Consider the following 23,765-nt stretch of genomic DNA (forward strand, 5'->3'; position numbering starts at 1 on the left):
GAGGTTAAAAGCTGGCGAGTTGGTGGTTCAAGAGGTCGGAAATCAGCATGCAGCCCGGGGCATGCGTGATGCAGAACGCCGGCTGGGCGTGCAGGATGGCGGACTGGGGCGTGACACCGCAGGCCCAGAAGACGGGGATCTCGCCGGGCATCAGCGCCACGGCGTCGCCGTAGTCGGGCTTGTCCAGGTCGGCAATGCCGATCAGGGAGGGATCGCCGATGTGCACCGGTGCACCGTGCACATTGGGGAAACGCGAGGTCACCTGCACGGCGCGGATCACGTCGGCCGCGGGCATGGGGCGCATGGTCACCACCATAGGCCCGCCAAAGGGGCCGGCCGTTTCGGTCTGCACATTGGTGCGGAACATGGCGACGTTCTTGCCCTCGTCGATGTGCCGCAGCCGGATGCCGGCCTCGATCAGTGCGGATTCAAACGAGAACGAGCAGCCCAGGATGAAGGTCACGAGGTCGGGGCGCCAGAACGCAGCAATGTCCGTCACCTCATCGGCCAACTCACCATGGCGCCACACGCGGTACAGCGGCACGTCGCTGCGGATGTCGATGCCCTCGCCCAGGGAGGGCAGCGTGAACTGGCCGGGCTCGCTCACTGCCAGCACCGGGCAGGGCTTGGGGTTGCGCTGGCAAAAGCGCAGGAAGTCGCCCGCCTGCACCTCGGGCAGGATGACCAGATTGCCCTGCACATGGCCATCGGCCAGGCCGCTGGTGTGCGAGGTCCACAGGCCCTGGCGAATCACGCTGCGTACATGCGCGGCGTTACTGCTGCCTGCTGAACCAAAGACCTCGGGAGTGTTGTTGTGTGTGGAGTCCACCGTGGCTTCCTTGCGTTGCGAAATGTCAGATGCATGACGATGGATGGATTGTGTTGGCGGTCCACTGCCACTGGCAAATTCAAAAAATTTCTCTCAGTTCATCGATTTTTTCGATGCACTACGCTGGAGCACACTTCACCCAACTTGGTGCTAAGTGGAAACCCTAGGGATTGAGAAGACCAGCCATTCGGCCACGTCGGCACGAGAAAACGCCACGTGCAGACAGCGCTCCACAGCGGGGATGGAGGGGAACAGCGACGGGCGCGCGGATGCGCTTTCGCACCTCCATGGCGCAGGTCCGCAGGCTTGCATGCGGTGGCCGGGCTGCACCAACAACAGGCATGCCCGGACCGCAGCGGCTGCCGGGGGCCTGTCTGACGCCTGCAAATGGGTGGCCAACTGCCACGCAGCAGCCATACAGGCCTGCAAAGGCGCAGCGCCCGGCACACTCCGTCAGCCAGATTTCAGCTTTTGGCGCGGCCCTTGGTGCGCTCGGCCTGCAGCTCGACGAAGGCCAGCGCCGAGCGCACGACACCGTCCACAGCGGGCGAGGAAGGGTCTTCGCGGTAGCTCAGGTGGATGGGCAGCGGCCGCAGCTCGGCCTCGCAGGCCAGCGGGCGCAGGTCGGGAAAGGCCAGCAGCCGCTGCACGGCCTGGCGCGGCAGCGTGGCCACGCCAAAGCCGCCCTGCACCAGTTGCACCATGGCCGAGATGGAGGAGATGGTGTGCACGCAGCGTGGCTCCACCTGCGCCTGGCGCAGCACATCCAGCAGGGTCACGTGCGGCTGCGAGCCGCGCTGAAAGGTCAGGATGTCCGTCTCGGCGAAATCCGCGAGCGCATAGCGCCGCTTGCGGTGCAGGGTGCTGTTGCCCACGAAGACCATCTCCATCGGCGTGAGCGCCTGGGTGCGTATGCCCTCGGCCGACGCGGGCAGCGCGGCGAACACGGTGTCCAGCGCGCCGCGGCGGATCTGGTCGAGCAGCACGGGGGTCGTCTCCACCGTGAGTTCAAGCTCCAACAGCGGGTTGTCCTTGCGCAGTTGCTCGATCCACGGGATCAGCCAGGAGTGCAGTACCGATTCGATGGCACCCAGGCGGATCGAGACCTCCATGGGCCCACCCGACCCCATCTCGGCCTTGAGCTGGCGCTGCAGTTCGAGCATGCGCTTGGCGTAGGTGAGAAAGCGCGTGCCCGCCACCGTGAGCTTGAAGCGCTTGTCGCTGCGGTCGAGCAGCAGCACGCCGAGCTCCTCCTCCAACGCGGCCACGCGGCTGGACATGGCCGACTGGGTGAGGAACAGCTTTTCGGCCGCGCGCGTCACGCTGCGCAGGGAGGCTACCCAGTAGAAGGCTTCGACGAAACGCAGGTTCATGGTTTTTCCGTGGGGCGGCAGCGCCAGGATTGTGCGCCTGCCAGCGAGCTGCGGAGCACCGAACGTGCCAGTGGCGCTGCGGCCGGCCCTATTCAGCGAACAACGGCAGGTCGGCCTTCTTGAGCGTGCGCAGCACGAAGCTCGAACGGCTGTGGCGTATGCCCTTGATCTTGTAGAGCTTCTCGCGCAGCAGGCGCTCGTAGTCGCGCGTGTCCTTGACCACCACGCGCAGCAGGTAGTCGTAGTCGCCCGAGACCAGGTGCGCCTCGATCACCTCGGGAATGCTGGCCAGCGTCTCGCCGAACTTCTCGAGCGTGTTGTCCGAATGGCTGTCGAGCGTGACCTGCACCAGCACCGTGTCGGAAAGGCCCAGAGCCTGCGGATTGAGCCGCACGGTGTAGCCCTGGATGACCCCAGCCTCCTCCATCTTCTTGATGCGGCCCCAGCACGGCGAGGGGCTCAGGCCCACCGCCTGGCCGATTTCCTGCAGGCTGGCGCGCGCATCACCCTGCAGCACAGCGAGAATTTTTCTGTCGAGGCGATCCATGGCTGCAATTATTCATGCAATTCGCCATTTGCAGAAAATTTTTCTTCAATCCATCAATTCACTGCAAAATTCAGAAAGAACTGCTGCGCCTCGCAGCGCATACTTTGGACATCAAGGCGCTCTTACCGGAGCGCACAAACTGACAGGGCCCCGGACTGGTTACCGCCAGACCGGGGCACTTGACAAGTAGGGGCGCAACCAGCCCCGCACCCCCTGCACCCCGCCCCTTTTGCGCACCCTTTGTCACTCCCTGTCGCCCTGGCGACCAGACACGGGCATTGTCTGTTCGTACGCACACTTACCAGCACAAACCCCGATGCCCCCAGCCATGCTGCAACGCCATAATTTGGCACTGGCGTGGAGCGAACGCTCCATTGCTTGCGAGGGGACATGGCACCCCGGCAGCCAGCCCAAAAATCAACAGGAGACACCATGCAATTGACCAGACTCGTCGTCGGCCTGAGCCTCGCGCTCGGCTTTGTGGCCACCGCTGCTGCGCAGACCACCATGCGCATCAGCATTTCGACGGCGCAGAACTCCCACCAGGGCGTGGCCATCGACACGTTTGCCAAGGAAGTCGAAAAGCGCACGGGCGGCCGCTACAAGGTGCAGACCTTCTACAACGGTGCACTGGGCGGCGAGCGCGAGTCGATCGAGGCGGTGCAATTGGGCACGCAGGAGCTGGCCTTCAGCTCCACCGGCCCCATTCCGAATTTCGTGCCCGAAACCAAGATCCTGGACGTGCCCTTCCTGTTCCGCGACAAGTCCCATGCCCGCGCCGTGCTCGATGGTCCCATCGGCCAGGAGATGCTGACCAAGTTCGACAGCAAGGGCTTCAAGGCCCTGGCCTGGGCAGAGAACGGCTTTCGCCACATGACCAACAGCAAGCGCGATGTGAAGGAGCCCGGCGACCTCAAGGGCCTGAAGATGCGCACCATGGAGAACCCCGTGCACATCGCCGCCTACAAGGGCTTTGGCATCATCACCACGCCCATGGCCTTCCCGGAAGTCTTCACGGCCCTGCAACAGGGCACCGTGGATGGCCAGGAGAACCCGCTGCCGGTCATCATCTCGGCCAAGTTCGACCAGGTGCAAAAGCACCTGACGCTGACGGGCCACGTCTACTCGCCCTGCATCTTCGTGATGAACAAGGCCTCGTTCGACAAGCTCAGCGCTGCCGACAAGCAGGCCTTCCTCGACGCCGCCAAGGAAGGCACCAAGGCCAACCGCGCCCGCGTCGATGAAGACGATGCCAAGGGTGTGGCCGACCTGCGTGCCAAGGGCATGACGGTGATCGACAATGTGGACAAGGCCAAGTTCGTCGCCGCACTGGCCCCGGTGAATGCCGAGTTCGAAAAGCAGTTTGGCAAGGCCACGCTCGACAAGATCCGCGACGTGAAGTAATCCTGCGCGCTGCGCACCCCGGAACCAAACGCCCGTAGCACCCTTGCTACCGGGCGTTTGGTTCTTGCCTTTTACCGACCCACTATTTCCTGTGGTTGGCCCTGCCCCATGAAAAATGCTTTTCTGACTTTTGAGCGCTGGACGACCTCCATCGCGATGCTGGCCGCCTGCGCCATGCTGGCCGTGGCCTCGTCGCTCGGCATGTTCCAGATCGTGACCCGGTTCGTGCTGGAGCAGCCTGCCGAATGGACCGAGGTACTGATCCGCTTCAGCCTGATCTGGATGGTGTTTCTGGCCATCCCTGCCGCCTTTCGCCAGGGGGCGATGGTGAGTGTGGACGTGCTGTACCGCTGGAGCCCGCCCAAAATGCGGCGCATGCTCGACTGGGTGGTGTCGCTCGCCGCGTTGGCGCTGATCGGCGTGATCATCTGGTGGGGTTGGGACTATTCGGTGCGCGGAGGCGTGCAGAGCATGGCCGGGCTGGAGTCGGTGTCGATGTTCTGGGCCTACCTGGCCATGCCTGTCGGCGGCCTGTTCTGCGTGGTCGGCATCATCGGCAACCTGATCGATCCCCTGCGCATGGAACTGGAGACGGCCCAATGAGCCTGGTCATGATTTCAACGATGGTGCTGTGCTTTGCACTCACCATCTCGGTAGCGGTTTCCATCGGCCTGGCGTCCATCCTCGGCATCCAGGCCTCCAATGCCAACATGCTCATTTCCGTCAAGGAGATGTTCGCCTCGATCAACAAGTTTCCGCTGGCGGCCATCCCCTTCTTCATCCTGGCGGGCAACCTGATGGAAACCGGCGGGATCTCGCGCCGCCTGGTCGAGTTTGCCAAGAGCATCGTGGGCGGCGTGCAGGGCGGCCTGCCCATGACCTGCGTGCTGACCTGCATGATCTTCGCGGCGGTGTCGGGGTCCTCGGTGGCCACCACCTTCGCCATCGGCGCCATCCTGATCCCGGCCCTCATCAAGCACGGCTACCCCACGAGCTATGCCGCAGCGCTGCAGGCCACCAGCGCCGAACTGGGCGTGATCATTCCGCCCTCCATCCCGATGATCCTCTACGGCGTGAGCGCCGAGGTGTCGATTGGCGAGCTGTTCATCGCCGGCTTTGGCCCCGGGCTGCTGATCAGCTGTGCGCTGATGCTCTTCGTCTGGGCGTACTGCAAGTGGAAGGGCTGGGGCAAGACCGATGGCGAAGGCCGCATGCCCTTCGGCAAGGCCACGCTGCAGGCCGGCTGGGCGCTGCTGATGCCGGTGATCATCCTGGGCGGCATCTATGGCGGCGTGTTCACCCCCACCGAGGCATCGGCCGTGGCAGTGTTCTACGCCCTCGTCGTGGGCGTCGTGATCTACCGCGAAATCAAGATCCAGAACTTGTTCGCCATCCTGCGCAAATCGGTCATCTCCTCGGCGGTGATCATGTTCATCATCGCCAACGCGGGGCTGTTCGCCTTCCTGATCACCCGCGCGGGCGTGCCCGATGCAATCGGCCGCTGGCTGGAGTCGGTGCTGCAATCGCCCACCCTCTTCCTGCTGGGCGTGAACGCGGCCCTGTTCGTGATCGGCATGTTCATCGAAACCAGCGCCGCCATCATCGTGCTGGCCCCCATCCTCGCGCCAGTGGCCATGCACTTCGGCGTGGATCCCGTGCACTTCGGTCTCATCATGGTGGTGAACCTGGCGCTGGGCATGATCACCCCGCCCTTTGGCGTGAACCTGTTTGCGGCCTGCACGGTAGCGCGCATCTCGCTGGACCGGATCATCAAGCACCTGCTGCCCTTCGTCGGCGTGATCCTGGTGTGCCTGATGCTCATCACCTATATCCCAGGCATTTCGCTCGCGCTGCGCGATCTGGTGTATTCAAAGTAGTTAGAATTCACCCGGTCAGGAGAGAGCCTTCCTTCGAGAAGGCCGCCGAAGGCGCAGGGACACCCCGAACGCTCAGGCAAAAGGACTGGCAACCGCCTGCAGGGATGCAGGCGTTCCCTTGCTGGAGAGAGGTGGCCGCGCAGCACAGCGCGCAGGCCATCCACCGAAGGAGCAAGCCGCAGCCGCCAGCCAGGGCGGTGCGGTGAATCTCTCAGGTAAAGCGGACAGCAGGGCAAATCCCGCGACCTCATTGAGGGTCGCGGCCCCTATTTGCCCGGAGTCCGCCCCATGTCTGCCCCTGCCGCCAACGCTGCCCCCCTGCTCACCACGCCCCTGAACGCCCTGCACCTGGAGCTGGGCGCCCGCATGGTGCCGTTTGCCGGCTACTCCATGCCCGTGCAGTACCCCGCCGGACTAATGGCGGAGCACCTGCACACACGCCAGGCCGCCGGCCTGTTCGACGTCTCGCACATGGGCCAGCTCCAACTCATCGGCCCGGATGCCGCAGCCGCCTTCGAGACCCTGGTGCCCGTGGACGTGATCGACCTGCCGGTGGGCAAGCAGCGCTACGGCCTGCTGTTGACGGATGAAGGCACCATCATCGACGACCTGATGTTCTTCAACCAGGGCAACGATACGCTGTTCGTGATCGTCAATGGTGCCTGCAAGGTGGAAGACATCGCGCATATCCAGGCGCGCATCGGCCAGCGCTGCGAAGTTGCACCCATGCCCGACCACGCCCTGCTGGCGCTGCAGGGCCCGCAGGCCGTGACCGCCCTGGCCCGCCTGGCGCCGGGCATCGAAAAACTGGTGTTCATGACCGGTGGCAGCTACACCATTGCCGGCTGCGACTGTTTCGTGACGCGCAGCGGCTACACGGGCGAAGACGGCTTCGAGATATCGGTGCCGGCCGCCCAGGCCGACACCCTGGCCCGCGCCCTGCTGGCGCAGCCCGAGGTCAAGCCCATCGGCCTGGGCGCGCGCAACTCGCTGCGCCTGGAAGCCGGCCTGTGCCTGTACGGCAACGACATCGACACTACCACCACCCCGCCCGAGGCGGCGCTCAACTGGGCGATCCAGAAGGTGCGCCGCACCGGCGGTGCGCGCGCGGGTGGCTTTCCTGGTGCCGACAAGGTGCTGGCGCAGATCGACAACCCCGCCAGCCTGGCGCGCAAGCGCGTGGGCCTGGTGGCGCTGGAGCGTGTGCCCGTGCGCGAGCACACGCCCCTGCAGAGCACCGACGGCCAGGCCATCGGCGAGGTCACCAGCGGCCTGCTCGGGCCCACGGTGAACGAGCCCGTGGCCATGGGCTACGTCACGCCCGCATTTGCCGCCATCGGCACCCGGGTGAACGCCATCGTGCGCGGCAAGGCCATTCCCATGGAAGTGCGCGCCATGCCCTTCGTGCCCGCCAACTATTTCCGGGGCTGAAGCCCGCCCTGGCACGGCCCCTGCGTGGGCCGATGCCGCTTACATTGCAGATTCCTTCATTTTTCAAGAGCCACAGGAGCTTCCCCATGACCGTCAAATTCTCCAAAGACCACGAATGGATCAACGCCGCCGACGCGGCTGCCGCTGTCGTGGGCATCACCGTGCATGCCCAGGACGCCCTGGGTGACGTGGTGTTCGTGGACCTCCCCGAAGTCGGCAAGACCTTTGCCCAGGGCGAAGTCGCCGGCGTGGTCGAGTCTGTCAAGGCCGCAGCTGACGTGTACATGCCCGTCTCGGGCGAGATCGTCGAGGTCAACGAAGCCCTGCGCGCCGACCCCTCGCTGGCCAATTCCGATCCCCTGAACGCCGGCTGGTTCTTCAAGGTCAAGCTCAGCGATGCCGGCCAGCTCGACGCCCTCCTGAGCGAGACCGACTACACCGAGTTCGCGAAAAACGCATAACTGCAACCGCCCCTGCCTGAGACCTGCCCCATGTTGATGCAATCCGCCCTGCCGCTCGGCGCGCTCGAAAACACCACCGAATTCCTGCCCCGCCATATCGGCATCGATGCGGCCGACGAGGCGCACATGCTGTCGGTGATCGGCGAGGCCTCGCGCCGCGCCCTCATCGAGAGCATCGTGCCGCGCTCGATTGCGCGCAGCACGGCCATGGACCTGCCGCTGCCTGTGACGGAAGCGGCGGCCCTGGCAGAGCTCAAGGCCATGGCAGGCAAGAACCAGGTCCTGAGGAGCTTCATCGGGCAGGGCTACTACGGCACGCACACGCCGGGCGTGATCTTGCGCAACGTCCTCGAGAACCCGGCCTGGTACACGGCCTACACGCCCTACCAGGCCGAGATCTCGCAGGGCCGCATGGAGGCGCTGGTCAACTTCCAGACCATGGTCTGCGACCTGACCGGCATGCCGATCGCCAACGCCTCCATGCTCGACGAGGCCACGGCCGCGGCCGAGGCCATGACGCTGGCCAAGCGCTCTGTCAAGAGCAAGAGCAACCGCTTCATCGTGGCCGGTGACGCGCACCCGCAGACCATCGAGGTCATCCAGACCCGCGCCAGGCCGCTGAACATCGAGGTGGTGCTGGCCAATTCCGCGCCCGAGTGGCACGCCGCTCTGGACGGCGACTACTTCGCCGTGCTGGCCCAGTACCCCGCCACCAGCGGCCGCATCGACGACCTGCGTGCCGACGTGGAGAAGGCCCACGCCAAGCAGGCCGCATTCATCGCCGCAGCCGACCTGCTGGCGCTGACCCTCATCACCCCGCCCGGCGAATGGGGCGCCGACATCGTCGTGGGTACCACGCAGCGCTTTGGCATGCCCATGGGCGCGGGCGGCCCGCACGCCGCCTACATGGCCTGCCGCGACGAGTTCAAGCGCTCCCTGCCCGGCCGCCTGGTCGGCGTGAGCGTGGACGTGCACGGCAAGCCCGCCTACCGCCTGGCACTGCAGACGCGCGAGCAGCACATCCGCCGCGAGAAGGCCACCTCCAACATCTGCACCGCCCAGGTGCTGCCGGCCGTGGTGGCCAGCATGTACGCCGTGTACCACGGCCCCGAGGGCTTGAAGCGCATTGCCCAGCGCGTGGCCAGCTATACCGCCATCCTGGCCAAGGGCCTGGAGCAACTGGGCGCCCCCGTGCGCCCGCAGGCCACGTTCGACACCCTGAGCCTCAAGACCGATGGCGCCACCGCCGCCATCGCAGCGCGCGCCGTGCAACTGGGTGCCAACCTGCGCGTGTACTTCGAGCACTACCTGTGCATCTCGCTCGACGAGACCACCACCCGTGCCGACATCGCCCTGTTGTGGAAGGTCTTCGCCAAGGACGGCCAGGCCCTGCCCACCTTCGATGCGTTCGAGAAGGGCGTGGAGCCGCTGATCCCCGCCGAGCTGCGCCGTACCAGCAGCTACCTCACGCACCCGGTGTTCAACACCCACCACAGTGAGACCGGCATGCTGCGCTACATCCGCCAGCTGTCGGACAAGGACCTGGCGCTGGACCGCAGCATGATCCCGCTGGGCAGTTGCACCATGAAGCTCAATGCCACGAGCGAGATGATCCCCATCACCTGGCCCGAGTTCGCCCAGGTACACCCCTTCGCCCCCGCCAATCAGCTCGAAGGCTACCGCGAGCTCGACGAGCAACTGCGCGCCTGGCTGTGCCAGGCCACGGGCTACGCCGGCATCAGCCTGCAGCCCAATGCCGGCTCGCAGGGCGAGTACGCGGGCCTGCTGGCCATCAAGGCCTACCATGAGGCCCAGGGCCATGGCCACCGCAACATCTGCCTGATCCCCAGCAGCGCGCACGGCACCAACCCCGCCAGCGCGCAGATGGTGGGCATGCAGGTGGTGGTGACCGCCTGTGACGCCAACGGCAACGTGGACATGGCGGACCTGCAGGCCAAGTGCGAGCAGCACAGCGGCAACCTGGCCGCCGTGATGATCACCTACCCCAGCACGCACGGCGTGTTCGAGACCCAGGTCAAGGAGCTGTGCGCCCTGGTGCACCAGCATGGCGGCCGGGTCTACGTGGACGGTGCCAACATGAACGCCCTGGTGGGCGTGGCCGCCCCCGGCGAGTTCGGCGGCGACGTGAGCCACCTGAACCTGCACAAGACCTTCTGCATCCCCCACGGCGGTGGCGGCCCCGGCGTGGGCCCCGTGTGCGTAGTGGCCGACCTCGTGCCCTACCTGCCCGGCCATGCCACGGGCGGTGTGCCTGGCGGCGTAGGCGCCGTCTCGGCCGCGCCCCTGGGCAATGCGGCCGTGCTGCCCATCAGCTGGATGTACTGCCGCATGATGGGCGCCGAAGGCCTGCAGGCCGCGACCGAGACCGCCATCCTCTCGGCCAACTACATCAGCGCGCGCCTGAAGGACCACTACCCCACGCTGTACGCGAGCGCCAATGGCCATGTGGCGCACGAGTGCATCCTGGACCTGCGCCAGTTGAAGGACACCAGCGGCGTGATGGCCGAGGATGTCGCCAAGCGCCTGATCGACTACGGCTTTCACGCGCCCACGCTGAGCTTCCCCGTGCCCAACACGCTGATGGTCGAGCCCACCGAGAGCGAGACGCTGTTCGAGATCGACCGCTTCATCGACGCGATGATCGCCATCCGCGAGGAGATCCGCCAGATCGAGGCCGGCGCCTGGCCGCAGGACAACAACCCGCTGAAGAATGCACCGCATACGGCAGAGAGCCTGCTCATTGGCGAGTGGACACGTCCGTACTCGCGTGAGACGGCGGCCTATCCTGTGGCTGCTCTGCGCAGTGCGAAATACTGGTCGCCTGTGGGGCGGGTGGACAATGTGTGGGGGGATCGCAATCTGGCGTGCAGTTGCATTCCGGTCAGCGATTACGCCTGAGCTGCTGAATCGCTTTGTGCATCGGGGGCTATGGTTGCTTCCGTTCTTTTGCTAACGGCGGAGGCCGGGTCCCGGCCCGGCGGCCGAGGTACTTGTTCTTTGCTTCGCTGTATAGACCGGAGACATGGTGAACAGGTGTGCGGGGACATGGTGAACACTTTCGGCAAACTTTGCCGGAGGTCCCTATGCCATGGAAGGCTTGCAACACCATGACTCTGAAACACGAATTTGTTGAGCTGGCACGGCAAGAAGGCGCCAACCTGCGCGATCTGTGCCGGCGCTTTTGCATCAGTCCTACGACTGCATACAAGTGGCTGCACCGCTTTGAGCAGCATGGCGATCAAGGACTGCTGGATCGCTCACGCAGGCCCTTGAACAGCCCTGCCATTTGTTCTCCTGAGTGTCATGGTCAAGTTTTTTCGGACATTCCGATAGGGGATGTTCAAGTTCAGTAAGTTGCCGCCTCCTGCTGCAGCTCGTAGTTGTTGGGTGACTGGTATCCCAGCGTGGAGTGCAGCCTGGTGGGGTTGTAGAAGCCCACGATGTAATCCGCGATGTCCGCCTTGGCCTCGGCATGGTTTGCATAGTCACGCTGCCACAGACGCTCCATCTTCAGATTCAGGAAGAATCGCTCCATCACTGCGTTGTCCCAGCAGTTGCCTTTGCGGCTCATGCTGCACACCAGCCCGTGGCGCTGCAGCAGCCCCATGTGCGGTTGGCTGGCGTACTGGCTGCCTCGGTCGGAATGCACCAGCAAGCCCGGCTGGGGACGGCGGCTTGCAATGGCCATGCGCAGCGCCTCACACACCAGTTGCGCTGGCATGCTCGGGGCCATGGCCCAGCCCACCACCTTGCGAGAGAACAGATCCAGCACCACGGCCAGATAGAGGTAAGCGGCCAGCCATGCCACCTTGACGGCGACGCTGATCGCCTCAGTAGCCGTTGATCTCGTCAACCGCGTCCCCGCCGTCGTAGAACTTACCGATGGCTTTGTCCAGCCTCTTGAGCAACGCGTTCAGCGTCTCACCTTCCCGGCGAACCAGCATGGCCACACTGTTGTGGCCGTCAGCAGCTGTGGCTGCGCATTTGATCGGGTAGATCGCACCAAGGGTGATGTCGCCGCCGTCGTCGATGAGTGCTTCAATGTTCTTCATGCGACGGCATTTTGCCGTCTTCCGCAGGGCTCCAGCGATGCGGCAGCAACTCATCAATCCGGTGGTTCGGGTGCGCTTGCAGCCGCTCCAGCACGTCCTTGACGTAACCCCAGGGATCGTGCCCATGCAGCTTGGCTGACTGCACGAGGCTCATCACCATGGCGGCCCGCTGACCAGCCAGTTCGCTGCCACAGAAGAGCCACGCTTTGCGCTTATGCGCAGCTACGCATAAGCGCAATAAGGCGAACTCCGGTTTTATGCGCAGTCGGCTCGGCGCTGTGGTGTCGGCGACCAGGGCCAGGCCGGCCCAAGGCACCGATACCGCTTCGCATAATCACAACCCTTGCAGGAATGCCAACAGGGCTTTCGGCGCCTGGTACCGCGTTTGCTTGACCTCAGGCTGCTTCAGACGCGCCAACGCGCGCTCCTTCATGGCCAGGTCTGCCTCGACGTACATGTGAGTTGTCGACGGACTCTCGTGCCCCAGCCAGAGCGCGATCTCGCAAGGGTCGACCCCGGACTGCAGCAGGCTCATTGCAGTCGAGTGCCGCACGACATGCGGCGACACCGACATCGTCTTGAGCTGCGTGTGTTTGACCGATGCCACGTCAACGGCCAGCTTCAGCCGCTGGGCGATGTTGGCCCTGGTCATCGCCCGTCCGTCTCGTGTAGGCAGCAGCGGCGAATCCTCGTGTAACTGCGGATTCAAATGCAGCCATTCGCGCACGGCCCGCGCCGAACTCTTCCACAACGGCAGCGAGCGCTGCTTGCGCCCCTTGCCGTGCAGTCGGATGCTGTTGCTCGGCCCGAGCACGACGTCGGCCACTCGCACGCCGATGATCTCGGAGACGCGAGCGCCCGTGTTGAACATGAGAGTCAGCATCAGTCGGTCACGCTGCCCGATCCAGGTGTCGATCGCCACGTCGATCACCGCCAGCATCTGCTCGTGTGGCACGAAGCCGACCATCTTGCGCTCGAAGCGCTTCATCGGCACGGCCAACGCGTTCTCGATCACCCCCAGGTTGGCCAGGTCACGCCTGGCGGCGAACTTCAGGAACGCCCGTACCGCGGCCAATCGAACATTGCGACTTCGCACGCAGTTGTGCCGATGGACCTCCAGGTGATCCAGGAAGTCGGCCAGGAACCGGGCATTCAGGTCGGCCATCGTCATCCCGTGCGCCGGCAGATGTCGCTTGTCTTCAGCGAAGCGCAGCAACAGCACGAAGGTGTCCCGATATGACGCCACCGTGCGCGAGCTCAAGCCGCGCTGCTGCACCATGTAGTCGGTGAAGAATTCCTGCACAAGACCGGCGAACGTCGGTGTGGTCTGACTGCTCATTGTTCGTCCCCCTGCGCGACGAAGCGCTCGAACCTCGCGCTGATGGTGTCCATCAGCTCGGGGATGCCGGACAGGTACCAGTAGGTGTCGGATATCTTGGCGTGGCCCAGATAGGTGCACAGCCAGAACATCGCTTGGTCGATCGACTGACCAGACTCGCGCCAGCACTGCAAGCGCCGGACCGCCATCGTGTGCCTCAGATCGTGGATCCGGGGGTATGGATGATCCCCCCGGGCACGCCAGCCGAGTCTTGGCTGCAGGCGCCGGAAGACGTTCTCTACTGTGCGTTTGGGAAGATGCCCACCATCGTGCGAGGCGAAGAACGGGGCGCTATCGTCGGTGCTCCGGCATCGGTCACGGGCTTGCCGGTACCGCCTGAGTTCTTGCACTGTGCTCGGATGAAGCGGCAGGCAGCGGGACTTGTGGAACTTGGTCTGGCGCACGGTGAGCGCGGCTGCCTGTAGGTCGACGTCGCCCATCGTGAGCATCAGCGCTTCAGACAGCCTGAGGCCAGCCGCTGCGATCAGCCCGAACAGGCTGCGGTAGGTCAGCGCTCGAAGAGGCCAAGTCAAGGTCAGTCCGCCGGCAGCGTCCAGCAGTTGGATGATCTCCTGGTCCGTGTAAATGTGTGGCGCCAAGCGCCGATGACCACGACCCAGAATCCCCCTCGGGGGAATCTCCGTGGCCGGTTCGAACTGCCGGTAGTGCGCGGCGAATGGAAGCAGGATCTCCAGCCGGCGTGCCGCAGTCACATCGCTGGTTCGATGCACATGCTCCCGTGCCCAGCCGAGCATCAACTCCTGCGTGAGCGGGCCTCGGTGCTCTCGTGCATCGGCGTACCGGGCAAATCGGGCGAGCTCGGTGGCCGGTGCCGTCAGCGCAAAACCCAGGCGGCGGCGATCCTCGAGATAGCGCTCCACTGCGGCTTGCATTGTTGTTGCCGCACTCATGGCCGGCTCCCGGGCCAGGGCATGGCCACCGCACCCAGCCGAGTGAAGTCGACCTTGGCATAGATGAGTGAAGTGTCTAGTTCGCGATGGCGAAGCACATCGGCGACTTCCTTGAGCGTGCCGCCGGTGTTCAGGAGCCGGCTGGCCAGCGTATGCCGAAGAATGTGCACCCGGGTGTATTGCAACCCGGCGCGCCGATAGGCCTGGCGCACGGCACGCCTGACGACGTCGGCGGTCACTGGTTCATCTACAGGCGCCACATGCCGAACGAAGACCCGGTGGCTTGTGGTCTGGGGTCGTTCCGATCGTACGTAGTCAGCAATGGCGGCACCGGTGAGTTGTGGTAGCGGCAGCACATCAGCGCGTCGCGATTTGCTTGTGCCGATGCGCACGGTGCCGGCCACCCAGTCGATGTCGTCGAGTTCCAGCGCGATCGCCTCGCTGCTTCGTAAGCCGAGGTCAACGACGCAGCGCACGAGGGCGTAGCAGCGCAGGCGCGATGGCAGATCCACCGGGAAGGCAACCAGCAGCCGACTGACCTCGTCCGGGGCGAGCGTCTGTGGCAAGGGTGCAAGACGCCAGTGCGCCGGCGCGGCAACCACAGGCAGTAGGTGCTCGACGTGATCGCCTTCGAAGGCGCGGAAGTGCAGGTAGCTGCGCACTGCGGTCGCGGTGACGCCGCCGCTGGCGGCGCTCACCCGCGAGAGCTCTTGGGCCAGGAATTGCCGCAACTCATCGGCCGACGGCGTCGTCGAGTTCGATGTCATAGACAGCAACGCATGAATGATCTTCGTGCGCCGAAGACGCGTGCTGCCAACGAGTCCCTTCGCGTGCAGCAGGTGCTCGTCAAAGCGCAGCAATTGCTCGTCGATCAGACTGCTCTGTCGGGAATCTTGCTGGACGCCCGAAGCGCAAACAACAGCCAACAGATGATGCAGAGCCGCGCGGACCTGGTTGCGGCTGCGCTGCACCGGAGCGGCGCAAGTGCAGCGCGGCAGGTGTTCGTCAACGAAGGCAACGACGTGTTGATCGAGAGTCTGAAGGGAGACGCGACGGCGCCTTAACCAGTGGGCGAAGTGGGCAACGCAGTTCATGTACTGGCGAGCCGTGCCCGGCGAGTAACGCTGCTCGTTCAGCCGATCCCAGAAGGGCTGAACAAAGGGGGCAAGAGCGCTCACCCGAAGTCGAGCAGCGGCCAGTTCCGTGAGGGCATCGAAGACATCCATCGCGATCTCCTGAAGGGGGTTGGCCCCCCAGGAGACGCGACTTCTTATGCGAAGTCCAGCAGGTGATCAGACCGACGCGGCAAAGGCAGGAAGCGCCACCGACTGAACATCGCGGCGTCGACTGAGCATAAAACCGGAGTTCGCCTTATTGCGCCCCATCGCCCATGGGAGCATCATGCGCTCGACGTGGTTGTTGTCGATACTGACATCACCATCGTGCAGGAAGCGCCCCAGTGCCTCCCAGCGCTTGAGGCTGTAGTCCAGAGCAGCGGCGATGCCCCCACCGTCCGCCACCCGGGTTCTCTCCAGCCGCAGCCACACGTGCAACTCGTCCCACAGCGGCTGTGCGTGCAACTGGCGTAGTGCCAACCGATCCGCCGCTGTCATCTCCCGCGCTTGCTGCTCGATTCGGTACAGCGCGGCCATGCGCTGGATGGCCTGTGCAGCTACCGGGCTTGCATGAGCTTTGGCCAGTTCATCGAACTTGCGGCGCGCATGCGCCAGGCACCCAGCCTCTTTGCGTCCTTCTGTGCGCAACACCGCGTCGTACGCCTTGTAGTCGTCACAGGTGATGGTGCCGCACCAGCCTTGCAGGAACGCCATTGGATACTTTGCACCCCGACCTGCGCAGAAGTCGTAGATCACGCCAGGAGTGCAGTTGTGCTCGCCTCGGGCATACGCCCAGATGTAGGCCTTGGTGGTCTTGCCTGCCCCGGGGTCGAGCATCCTCACCGGTGTTTCATCGGCGTGCAGTACCTGCGCTCCCAGCACGAACGCACGATGCGCGTCATACAGCGGCTGCAGGCTGGCCCCAGCAGCTCCAGACCACGCAGCCAACGTCGAGCGCGGCGTGTGCACGCCAGCGCGGGCATTGATCTGTTCTTGCCGGTAGTACGGCAGATGGTCCACGAAGCGGCTGACCAGTGTGTGCGCGAGCAGCCCCGATGTCGGCATGCCCTTGTCGATGATCTGAGGCTCGACGGGCTCTTGCACCAGTAGCTGGCAGCACTTGCAGGCCCACTTGCCGCGCACGTGGCGCTGCACGAAGAATTCGGCTGGAACGATATCCAGCCGCTCGCTCACGTCTTCGCCAATACGCACCATTGCCCGACCGCACCCAGGCGATGTGCATGTGGTGTTCTCGGGTTCGTGGCGATGCTCGACGCGGCGCAGGTGCTCTGGCAGCGGTTGGCGACGCGGCTGGCGCTTGGTGCCTGCCGCAGGCGAGGTGCTCGGCTCGGATGTGCCCTGCAAGGCCAGCAGTTGGGCCTGCAGGCTGGCCTCATCCTCGGCCGCTGTCTCTTCGAACATCTGCCGCTGCCCGGCGTTCATGCGTTCGGTCTTGGCTCCGAACTTCCAGGCCTTCAGACGCGCCAGCTCGTGCGTGATGCGCTCCAGCTTGGTGTCCTTGAACTTGATCTCCTGGGCGTGCTCGGCTGCCTGCTTGTCGCGTGCCTGCAGCAGAGTGTTCATCGCCGCGATCCGGGCCAGCATCTCTGTGGCCAACTCGACCATGGCGCTCTGGCTCAGACCTTGGAGGTCCTGGGCTTTGAGCGCATTCACATCGAGCATGCGCCATTGTCCGAAGCTTGGCGATGGATGTCATCGGGGCATTCTCGAATTGCCCCGGGCGCGACCCTCACCGGCGCGCACGGGGCTATCCGTCACACACCATCACACGCGCGTGATGGTCTGCATGTGCGCGAGCCGCTGCCACGGCAGGCCCACGATCAGGGCTTCGAACTGGGCCTGCGTGAGTGCGGGTTGCTGCAGCGGCGCCCCATCGCTGGGCCAAGCGAAGCGTCCCTGGTTGAGCCGGCGCGTTGCGCACCATACGCCAAAGCCGTCATGCACCACCAGCTTCATCCGCGTGCCGCGCGCATTGGCAAAGAGGTAGCCGTGGTGGGCCTGCGCGGCGCCGAAGACTTGCACCACGCGGGCGATCAGGCGGTCGGCGCCGGCACGCATGTCCACGGGGTCCACTGCGAGCCACATGGCATCGATGCGCATCATCGAAGCAGCTCGCGCACCCAGGCCGCGCACTCGCTGGCGGCATCGATGGGCCATGTCATGGAGATCGAGGTATTGCCGCGACGCAGTTCAATGCGGATGTCAGCCGCAGCAGCCTTGGCGGGTAGCTGCATCGGCACGAAGGCTGTAGGTGTGTTTGCCCCCTGGCGCTTGGGCGCCGGCGGTGCATCTGGAACGACGCTACCGGGGCGCATCTCGGCAGACTGCACCCAGCGGCGCAGAAGGTTCGCGTTGATCCCATTGGCCATCGCCACCGCAGCCATCGAGATGCCTGGCTGCATGCATGACGCCACTGCGTTCGCTTTGAATTCGTCACTGTGCAAGCGTCGGCGCCGACGACCTTCGCCGCTTTGTTCAGGAGTAGTGTTCACGTGTCCACCTAGAGTTGAGGTGGACACGAGGCTCCTACGAGTACGCCATTGTTTCAAGATGCCATGGCTGGCCGCTTACGTTTGAACGGAGTTTGGCCAACGGCCAAACGCAGCGAGTTCTGCGGCACCACCCCAGCTCCGAGCATCGCAGGTTGCCCCCGTTCGCCCGACAGGGTGAACGGGGGACGCAGACTGGGGGGCGTCTTCTCTTTGGTGACTTTCTCTTGGAGGGTGTAAAAGAAATCTATTTCAACCGACCCAACAACATCCGAGCCTGCGCAAGCCACACCCACGCAGCCGCATAAAACGGCTTGCGGTCGTGGTGCATCACAAGCCTGCGGTTGCGCTCCAGCCATGCATGGGTGCGCTCCACGACCCAGCGCTTCTTGGCGATGGGGGCAGGCTGCTCGTCGCTCCACAGCGGCTGCTGGGCATCGTCCCAGCGGTGGCGGGCACTGTGGCGCACGATGCGCACCTGTACGTGGTGCGCCTTCTCGATCTGCTGGGCGCATTGCCCGGCGTACGCGCTGTCGGCCCACAACGTCTTGAACGAGCCATCTGTGCGCTTGCACGCCTGTGCTACCGCTTGCGCGGCCGCGTCGCGGTCCTGCACGGCTGCACTGGTGATCACCACCGCAAGCAGCAGGCCCAGCGTGTCCACGACCAGATGGCGCTTGCGCCCCTGCACCTTCTTGCCTGCATCGAAGCCCAAGGTACCACCCTGAGGGCTGCCCCGGTTGGACTGCGAGTCGATGATGGCCTCGCTGGGCTGCGCAGCGCGCTCCAGGCGTTGGCGCCATTGCTGGCGCAGACGCTCGTGCAGCGCTTCGAACTTGCCTTGGCGGGCCCAGTTGACGAAGGCCTTCTGCACGGACTGCCAGGGCGGATAGATCTGCACCGGCAGGTTGCGCCAGGACGAGCCGGTGCGCAGCACATAGCAGCAGGCATCGACAACGCTGCGCCGCGAGTAGGTGGCCGGTCTGCCACGCGAGCCCGGTTGGGGCTCGAACAGGTCCTGCGCCAGCGCCCATTCGGCATCGGTCAGGGCACCGGCAATGGCGTTGCCGGATTGACTGGCGGGCCGATGCTGGGCGGTGTAGCCGTAGCGCGTGCCAGGCTGACCAGGCTGCGAGCGGGACAGCTGCGACTTGGGCCGCGCTCGCTGCAGGCCGGCAGCCTTCAGTGCTGCGCGCAGAGTCACCGTGCTGGGGGCGCTGCGGCCCATGTGATCGGCCCAGGCCAGCGCCAACTCGGGCAGCGTCGCCTGCGGGTTGTCGCGCACCACCTCGCGCAAGGTGGCGTACTCGCCAGGGGGGATCACGGGTGGTCGGCCTGTCTTTGCCATTGCGCTGCTCCTGCTTGGTCAATGCGGCGCTATTATAATTTATTTCTTCTACACCCTCTTTGGCGACGCAAGAGAAAGTTACTGCGCCGCCGGGCGCACACCCCGGCCCCCGCCCTCCACAAATGCACACAGCAACCAGCACCGAAAAGCCATAAAACACCCACACCACCGCGCGCCAAGGCACAAAAAAAGCCCGCACGAAGGCGGGCAACTTGCTTGCACAAGGGGGAGGAGCCGACCACAGCGGGTCGACGAATAAATCATAGCCCCGGCCCCAAAGAATGCATGTGATCTATTTCACACTTCACGCCCTTGTTGATTGATGAACAAACCATCCTCCATTGGTGAAAAAACAGCATCAATGACACTGCCGATCTGGCGCCCAATCGCATGCAGGCCCTCCAGACAAAGCCCGCGCAACGAGCGACCCCCATGACCACAACAACGCCCCCGGCCCCGCAACAGACAAACAACAACAGCAGCAACACCAAGGCCTGGGTGATTGACCTCGTGCTGCTGGCGGCGCTCTGGGGTGCGTCCTTCCTGTTCATGCGCATGGGCGCCGCCGAGTTCGGGGCGCTGCCCACCGCTGCGGCCCGGGTCAGCATCGGCGCCCTGTTCCTATTTCCCCTGATGATGCTGCGCGGCCAAGGGGCGGCGCTGGTCCAGCACTGGCGCGCCACCATGGGCATCGGCGTCTTCAACTCGGGCCTGCCGTTTGCGCTGTTCAGCTTTGCGCTGCTCACCATCAACAGCAGCCTGGCGGCGGTGCTCAATGCCACGGCCCCGATGTTCGGTGCCCTGGTGGCGTGGGTGTGGTTTCGCGAGCGGCCGGACAACTGGCGGCTGGTGGGGCTGGCCATCGGCTTCACAGGCGTGGTCATGCTGGCCAGCGGCAATGCCGGGCTGCGCCATGGCGATGGCGCGGGCAACAACGCAGCACTCTGGGCCATCGGGGCCTGTCTGCTGGCCTGCCTGTGCTACGGCATCGCCGCCAGCGCGACACGCCGCTACCTCACCGGGGTGCCGCCCCTGGCCACTGCAACCGGCAGCCAGATCGGCGCATCGCTGCTGCTCGCAGTGCCGGCCATCGTGTACTGGCCCCAGCACATGCCCTCGCTGCGGGCCTGGCTGGCCATCCTGGCGCTGGGCGTGCTGTGCACGGGCGTGGCGTACTTCCTGTTCTTTCGCCTGATCGAGCGCGCGGGCCCTGCGCGCGCGCTCACGGTCACGTTTTTGCTGCCGGTGTTCGCCACCTTTTACGGGGTGGTCTTTCTCGATGAAAGCATCACGCAGTGGATGCTGGTCTGCGCGGCCGTCATTGTGTGCGGCGTGGGGCTGTCCACCGGGTTCATCGCGCCGAAGTCAAAGCGCGCCGCCAACGACAGCACCGCGAAGAGCTGAGCGCGCTCCATCAACCTGTCTTCTGCCGAAGATAGGCCTGCGGCGTCATGCCCAGTTGCTTGTGGAACATGGCGATGAAGGCCGAGGGCGCGCTGTAGCCCAGCTCCAGCGCCACGTCCTTGACCGCGCGGCCGGCCTCCAGCAGCGCGATGCCGCGCACCACCTTCAGGCGCTGGCGCCATTCGCCAAAGGGCATGTGCAGGTCGCGTTCGCAGCGCCGGGCCAGGGTGCGCTCGGTGGTGTGCACCAAAGCCGCCCAGTCGGCCAGCGAGCGGGCGTCCCAAGGACTGGCCTGCAGCGCGCCGAGCACGCGGCCCAGCAAGGGGTCTTGCGAGGTGGGCAGGTAGCTGTCGTGGCTGGGCGCCACGCGCAACTCGTCCAGCAGCACCTCGAACAGACGCTGATCGGGGGCGCTGCGCGGCACGTCGATGCCGCGGCTGTGCAGGGTGTCCAGCACGGCGTGAATCAGCGGGCTGATGACCATGGTGCAGGGCTGGCGCGGCAATGCGGCGCACAGGGCCTCGGCCACGTAGACCGTGGCGTAGCTGGCCGCATGGCGGTTGCTCGACACATGCTCCAGGTGCGGCGGTATCCACACGCCGTACTGCGGCGGCGCGAGGAACACCTGCCCGCCCATGCCCACCTCGATCACGCCCGACAGCGCATGCACGAACTGCCCTGCCGCATGGCTATCGGCCGGGTCGGCACCACCGGGCTGCAGGTGCACCACCTTGAACTGCATGGGCGGCGCAGCATGGGACGGGGGCTTGCGAGCGGCCTTGGGGAGGTTCATCTTGTCTGGCTTCACTGATCGCTTGTCCGAACAGGCGTATTTGATTGAATCGGGCCAATTTAGACTGATTCTGCCCGCACCAGACCAGGAAACGAACACCATGCCCACCAACCACCCCAGCGAATTCGACGCACAATCCTCCGCCAGCGCCATGGCCGAGAAGTTTGCCCGCGACGGCGTGGTCTGCCTGCGCGGGGTGCTGCGCCCCGCCGAGGTCGAGCGGCTGCGCGAGGGCATCGACGCCAACCTTGCCGCCCCCAGCCCGCGCGCCAAGGTGGCCAGCCGCGCCGACGATCCGGGCTTCTTCATCGAGGACTTCTGCAACTGGCAGGAGATACCCGCGTACTGGGACGTGATCTCGCAATCCGCCCTGCCCGAGATCGCGGCCAAGCTCACGGGCAGCAGCCAAATACGGCTCTACCACGACCACATGCTCACCAAGGAGTCGGGCACGCGCCAGCGCACGCCCTGGCACCAGGACCAGCCCTACTACAACATCGAAGGCAGCCAGAACGTGAGCTTCTGGATCCCCGTCGACCCTGTCTCGCGCGCCTCGACGCTGGAGCTGGTGGCGGGCTCGCACCGCGGCCCCTGGCTCATGCCGCGCACCTTCATGAGCAACGAGGCCAAATGGTTCCCCGAAGGCGCCCTGGCCGACCTGCCCGACATCGAGGCCGACCGCGCGGCCTACGACATCCGCGGCTGGGCCGTGGAGCCCGGCGACGCGATTGCCTTCAATATGCTGACCCTGCACGCCTCGGCCGGCCTGGAGCCCGGGCGCAGGCGCCGCGTGTTCTCGGTGCGCATGATTGGCGACGACATCACGCATGCGCCACGGCGCTGGAAGACCTCGCCGGATTTTCCGGGGCTGGTGGAACAGTTGCCAGCGGGGGCGGCGATGGAGCATGCGCTGTTTCCGGTGCTGTGGCCGTTGACCACATGAACGCATTGCTACGCGGACATACGCCCCGCCGGTGAACAGCAGACGCGGGACACGATGCCCCCGTAGCCGACGACAGCGGTGAACGCCAGGCCCTTGCTCGGGCCGAAGCCCCCGTCAGGACGAGTGAAAAATCCCAGATCGATGCGGAAGCTGCCACAGCAGCGGCATCCAGCAAAGCACGGTACCTCCCGGACTGATCGACGGCGATGCCGGTCATCCAGTGTACGGTCCCGCAAATGCATGCCCATCAAAACTGCGCAGGGCAGCTGTGAGGAACTGACGGGCCTCGGAATTTCCACATCCAACAGTGGATAGAAGCCCCTGCGCACCGGCTCGAAAAAACCCGCCAGCGAACTGCCCGGCGCCACAGCCTCGTCCGGCCTTTGTGGGCAAAGCGACCAGCGGACCTGAACTTCATCCCCACTTAATGTGGGCGGCTTCCAATGCAGTTCGTGGGCAGTCGGTCCACACATCAACCCCCATGAAACCCCGAAGGCAACCCATGAAACTGCATATCACCGCTCTCGTTCTGGCCCTCAGCTGCGTATCCGCTTTCGCTGGCCCCACCTGCAATGCTCCCGAAAACAAATGGATGAAGGAAGCGGACTTCAAGGCCGGTCTGGAGAAGCAGGGCTACCAGATCAGGACCTTCAAGGTCAGCAAGGGCAAGTGCTACGAGATCTACGGCATGGACAAAGCCGGCAAGAAGGTCGAGAGCTATTTTGATCCCGCAACGGGCGCTGAGATGGAGCGAAAGTAAACGACGGGCTACCGCGTCCTGACAGTCGATCCCCTCAAAGAAATGAGCTGACCATGACCGCTGCATCCGCACCCCATGCATCCACTGCCATCAAGGTCTGGGATCCGTTTGTTCGCCTGTTCCACTGGAGCCTGGTGGCTTGCGTCATTTTGAACCTATTCATCCTGGAAGATGGCAAGACGGCCCATGAGTGGGTGGGCTACATCGCCAGCTCGCTGGTTGTGGCCCGCCTGATCTGGGGCTTCGTCGGTACCAAGCATGCCCGGTTCAGCGACTTTTTCCCCACGCCCAGCAGGCTCTCGCGGCATGTGAGCGCCCTGAAACGCGGGGAGCATCTGGCCTACCAGGGGCACAATCCCTTCGGAGCCCTGATGATGCTGGCACTGATGGCGCTGGTGCTGGCCCTGGGAGCGACAGGATGGATGCAGACCACTGATGCGTTCTTCGGCAAGGAATGGCTGATGGAACTCCATGAATGGCTTGCCAATGGATTGCTGATTTCAGCAGGCCTGCACGGCGCAGCGGCCATTGCGATGGGACGCATCGAGCGGGTCCACCTTGTGCGGGCCATGGTCACAGGCGTCAAGCAGCACTTTTGATGGAATACG

The 23,765-nt window shown here is 64.7% G+C and carries 23 protein-coding genes, 2 pseudogenes and 2 riboswitches; of the genes and pseudogenes, 11 read left to right on the forward strand and 14 right to left on the reverse strand.

Annotated elements, in window-relative coordinates; genetic code table 11:
* Positions 1-4: 4 nt before the first annotated feature.
* The 3 genes from ACSQ3Y_RS23280 to ACSQ3Y_RS23290 all read right to left on the reverse strand — a co-directional run bounded on the left by ACSQ3Y_RS23280 (position 5) and on the right by ACSQ3Y_RS23290 (position 2,749).
* A complete protein-coding gene (locus ACSQ3Y_RS23280; protein WP_436179033.1) occupies positions 5-829 on the reverse strand; it encodes a putative hydro-lyase in 825 nt (274 codons plus the stop codon).
* 464 nt (positions 830-1,293) lie between these two features.
* Positions 1,294-2,202 (reverse strand): LysR family transcriptional regulator, encoded by a 909-nt coding sequence (locus ACSQ3Y_RS23285; RefSeq protein WP_057206101.1) that lies wholly within the window; start codon positions 2,200-2,202, stop codon positions 1,294-1,296.
* An 88-nt stretch (positions 2,203-2,290) separates the two neighbouring features.
* A complete protein-coding gene (locus tag ACSQ3Y_RS23290; RefSeq protein ID WP_007860247.1) occupies positions 2,291-2,749 on the reverse strand; it encodes an Lrp/AsnC family transcriptional regulator in 459 nt (152 codons plus the stop codon).
* A gap of 432 nt (positions 2,750-3,181) precedes the next feature.
* On the opposite strand from ACSQ3Y_RS23290, the gene ACSQ3Y_RS23295 reads away from it, so the two are divergent.
* The 7 genes from ACSQ3Y_RS23295 (at position 3,182) to ACSQ3Y_RS23325 (ending at position 11,296) form a co-directional block, all read left to right on the forward strand.
* Positions 3,182-4,153 (forward strand): TRAP transporter substrate-binding protein, encoded by a 972-nt coding sequence (locus ACSQ3Y_RS23295; protein WP_436179034.1) that lies wholly within the window; start codon positions 3,182-3,184, stop codon positions 4,151-4,153.
* Positions 4,154-4,261: 108 nt separating this feature from the next.
* Entirely contained in the window at positions 4,262-4,756 is a 495-nt protein-coding gene (locus ACSQ3Y_RS23300) for a TRAP transporter small permease (RefSeq protein WP_436179035.1), read from the forward strand.
* Positions 4,753-6,030 carry a TRAP transporter large permease gene (locus tag ACSQ3Y_RS23305; protein ID WP_057269792.1) on the forward strand — a complete coding sequence of 426 codons (1,278 nt, stop codon included), beginning with the start codon at positions 4,753-4,755 and terminating at the stop codon, positions 6,028-6,030. The genes ACSQ3Y_RS23300 and ACSQ3Y_RS23305 overlap by 4 nt, the downstream gene beginning before the upstream one ends.
* 6 nt (positions 6,031-6,036) lie before the next feature.
* A riboswitch (glycine riboswitch) is annotated at positions 6,037-6,128 on the forward strand.
* Positions 6,129-6,141: 13 nt separating this feature from the next.
* Positions 6,142-6,268: riboswitch (glycine riboswitch) on the forward strand.
* A gap of 50 nt (positions 6,269-6,318) precedes the next feature.
* On the forward strand, positions 6,319-7,461 hold the full coding sequence (gene gcvT, locus ACSQ3Y_RS23310) for a glycine cleavage system aminomethyltransferase GcvT (RefSeq protein ID WP_057269793.1): 1,143 nt from the start codon (positions 6,319-6,321) through the stop codon (positions 7,459-7,461).
* A gap of 86 nt (positions 7,462-7,547) precedes the next feature.
* Positions 7,548-7,922, forward strand: coding sequence for a glycine cleavage system protein GcvH (gene gcvH, locus ACSQ3Y_RS23315; RefSeq protein WP_057269794.1), 375 nt, complete (start codon positions 7,548-7,550; stop codon positions 7,920-7,922).
* A gap of 30 nt (positions 7,923-7,952) precedes the next feature.
* Complete coding sequence (gene gcvP, locus ACSQ3Y_RS23320) at positions 7,953-10,841, forward strand: aminomethyl-transferring glycine dehydrogenase (protein WP_436179036.1); 2,889 nt, start codon at positions 7,953-7,955, stop codon at positions 10,839-10,841.
* Between the two features lie 209 nt (positions 10,842-11,050).
* Positions 11,051-11,296, forward strand: coding sequence for a helix-turn-helix domain-containing protein (locus ACSQ3Y_RS23325; protein ID WP_436179037.1), 246 nt, complete (start codon positions 11,051-11,053; stop codon positions 11,294-11,296).
* On the opposite strand, the pseudogene ACSQ3Y_RS23330 reads toward ACSQ3Y_RS23325, so the two are convergent.
* The 10 genes and pseudogenes from ACSQ3Y_RS23330 to ACSQ3Y_RS23375 all read right to left on the reverse strand — a co-directional run.
* Positions 11,290-11,733 (reverse strand): annotated as a pseudogene (locus ACSQ3Y_RS23330) (IS3 family transposase); the annotation flags it as partial. The gene ACSQ3Y_RS23325 and the pseudogene ACSQ3Y_RS23330 sit on opposite strands and share 7 nt — an antisense overlap.
* 40 nt (positions 11,734-11,773) lie before the next feature.
* Complete coding sequence (locus ACSQ3Y_RS23335) at positions 11,774-11,995, reverse strand: hypothetical protein (RefSeq protein ID WP_436176463.1); 222 nt, start codon at positions 11,993-11,995, stop codon at positions 11,774-11,776.
* Positions 11,982-12,206: pseudogene (locus ACSQ3Y_RS23340) on the reverse strand (transposase domain-containing protein); the annotation flags it as partial. The pseudogene ACSQ3Y_RS23340 and the gene ACSQ3Y_RS23335, both read right to left, overlap by 14 nt.
* A gap of 123 nt (positions 12,207-12,329) precedes the next feature.
* Positions 12,330-13,334, reverse strand: a complete 1,005-nt coding sequence (locus ACSQ3Y_RS23345) for a tyrosine-type recombinase/integrase (RefSeq protein WP_436179038.1) — start codon at positions 13,332-13,334, stop codon at positions 12,330-12,332.
* A complete protein-coding gene (locus tag ACSQ3Y_RS23350; RefSeq protein ID WP_436179039.1) occupies positions 13,331-14,284 on the reverse strand; it encodes a tyrosine-type recombinase/integrase in 954 nt (317 codons plus the stop codon). The genes ACSQ3Y_RS23345 and ACSQ3Y_RS23350 overlap by 4 nt, the downstream gene beginning before the upstream one ends.
* On the reverse strand, positions 14,281-15,510 hold the full coding sequence (locus tag ACSQ3Y_RS23355; RefSeq protein WP_436179040.1) for a tyrosine-type recombinase/integrase: 1,230 nt from the start codon (positions 15,508-15,510) through the stop codon (positions 14,281-14,283). Before ACSQ3Y_RS23355 ends, ACSQ3Y_RS23350 begins: the two co-directional genes overlap by 4 nt.
* Before the next feature lie 66 nt (positions 15,511-15,576).
* Complete coding sequence (gene tnpC, locus ACSQ3Y_RS23360; RefSeq protein ID WP_436179041.1) at positions 15,577-17,082, reverse strand: IS66 family transposase; 1,506 nt, start codon at positions 17,080-17,082, stop codon at positions 15,577-15,579.
* A gap of 102 nt (positions 17,083-17,184) precedes the next feature.
* Positions 17,185-17,523, reverse strand: a complete 339-nt coding sequence (tnpB, locus tag ACSQ3Y_RS23365) for an IS66 family insertion sequence element accessory protein TnpB (RefSeq protein ID WP_055392902.1) — start codon at positions 17,521-17,523, stop codon at positions 17,185-17,187.
* On the reverse strand, positions 17,520-17,939 hold the full coding sequence (locus ACSQ3Y_RS23370) for a transposase (protein WP_436179042.1): 420 nt from the start codon (positions 17,937-17,939) through the stop codon (positions 17,520-17,522). Before ACSQ3Y_RS23370 ends, tnpB begins: the two co-directional genes overlap by 4 nt.
* 217 nt (positions 17,940-18,156) lie before the next feature.
* Positions 18,157-19,257, reverse strand: coding sequence for an IS5 family transposase (locus ACSQ3Y_RS23375; protein WP_436179043.1), 1,101 nt, complete (start codon positions 19,255-19,257; stop codon positions 18,157-18,159).
* A gap of 432 nt (positions 19,258-19,689) precedes the next feature.
* On the opposite strand from ACSQ3Y_RS23375, the gene ACSQ3Y_RS23380 reads away from it, so the two are divergent.
* The gene (locus ACSQ3Y_RS23380) at positions 19,690-20,661 is read left to right on the forward strand and encodes a DMT family transporter (protein WP_436179044.1); all 972 of its coding nucleotides are present in this window, start codon (positions 19,690-19,692) and stop codon (positions 20,659-20,661) included.
* A gap of 10 nt (positions 20,662-20,671) precedes the next feature.
* On the opposite strand, the gene ACSQ3Y_RS23385 is transcribed toward ACSQ3Y_RS23380, so the two are convergent.
* A complete protein-coding gene (locus tag ACSQ3Y_RS23385; RefSeq protein ID WP_436179045.1) occupies positions 20,672-21,454 on the reverse strand; it encodes an AraC family transcriptional regulator in 783 nt (260 codons plus the stop codon).
* 100 nt (positions 21,455-21,554) lie between these two features.
* On the opposite strand from ACSQ3Y_RS23385, the gene ACSQ3Y_RS23390 reads away from it, so the two are divergent.
* The 3 genes from ACSQ3Y_RS23390 to ACSQ3Y_RS23400 all read left to right on the forward strand — a co-directional run bounded on the left by ACSQ3Y_RS23390 (position 21,555) and on the right by ACSQ3Y_RS23400 (position 23,756).
* Positions 21,555-22,397: a phytanoyl-CoA dioxygenase family protein gene (locus ACSQ3Y_RS23390; protein WP_436179046.1), complete on the forward strand. Its 843-nt coding sequence runs from the start codon at positions 21,555-21,557 to the stop codon at positions 22,395-22,397.
* 502 nt (positions 22,398-22,899) lie between these two features.
* Complete coding sequence (locus ACSQ3Y_RS23395) at positions 22,900-23,157, forward strand: PepSY domain-containing protein (RefSeq protein WP_436179047.1); 258 nt, start codon at positions 22,900-22,902, stop codon at positions 23,155-23,157.
* A 53-nt stretch (positions 23,158-23,210) separates the two neighbouring features.
* The gene (locus tag ACSQ3Y_RS23400; protein ID WP_436179048.1) at positions 23,211-23,756 is read left to right on the forward strand and encodes a cytochrome b/b6 domain-containing protein; all 546 of its coding nucleotides are present in this window, start codon (positions 23,211-23,213) and stop codon (positions 23,754-23,756) included.
* The last annotated feature ends 9 nt before the right edge of the window (positions 23,757-23,765 follow it).

The organism is Acidovorax sp. LjRoot66 (assembly GCF_964253305.1).
Lineage (GTDB): Bacteria > Pseudomonadota > Gammaproteobacteria > Burkholderiales > Burkholderiaceae_C > Acidovorax.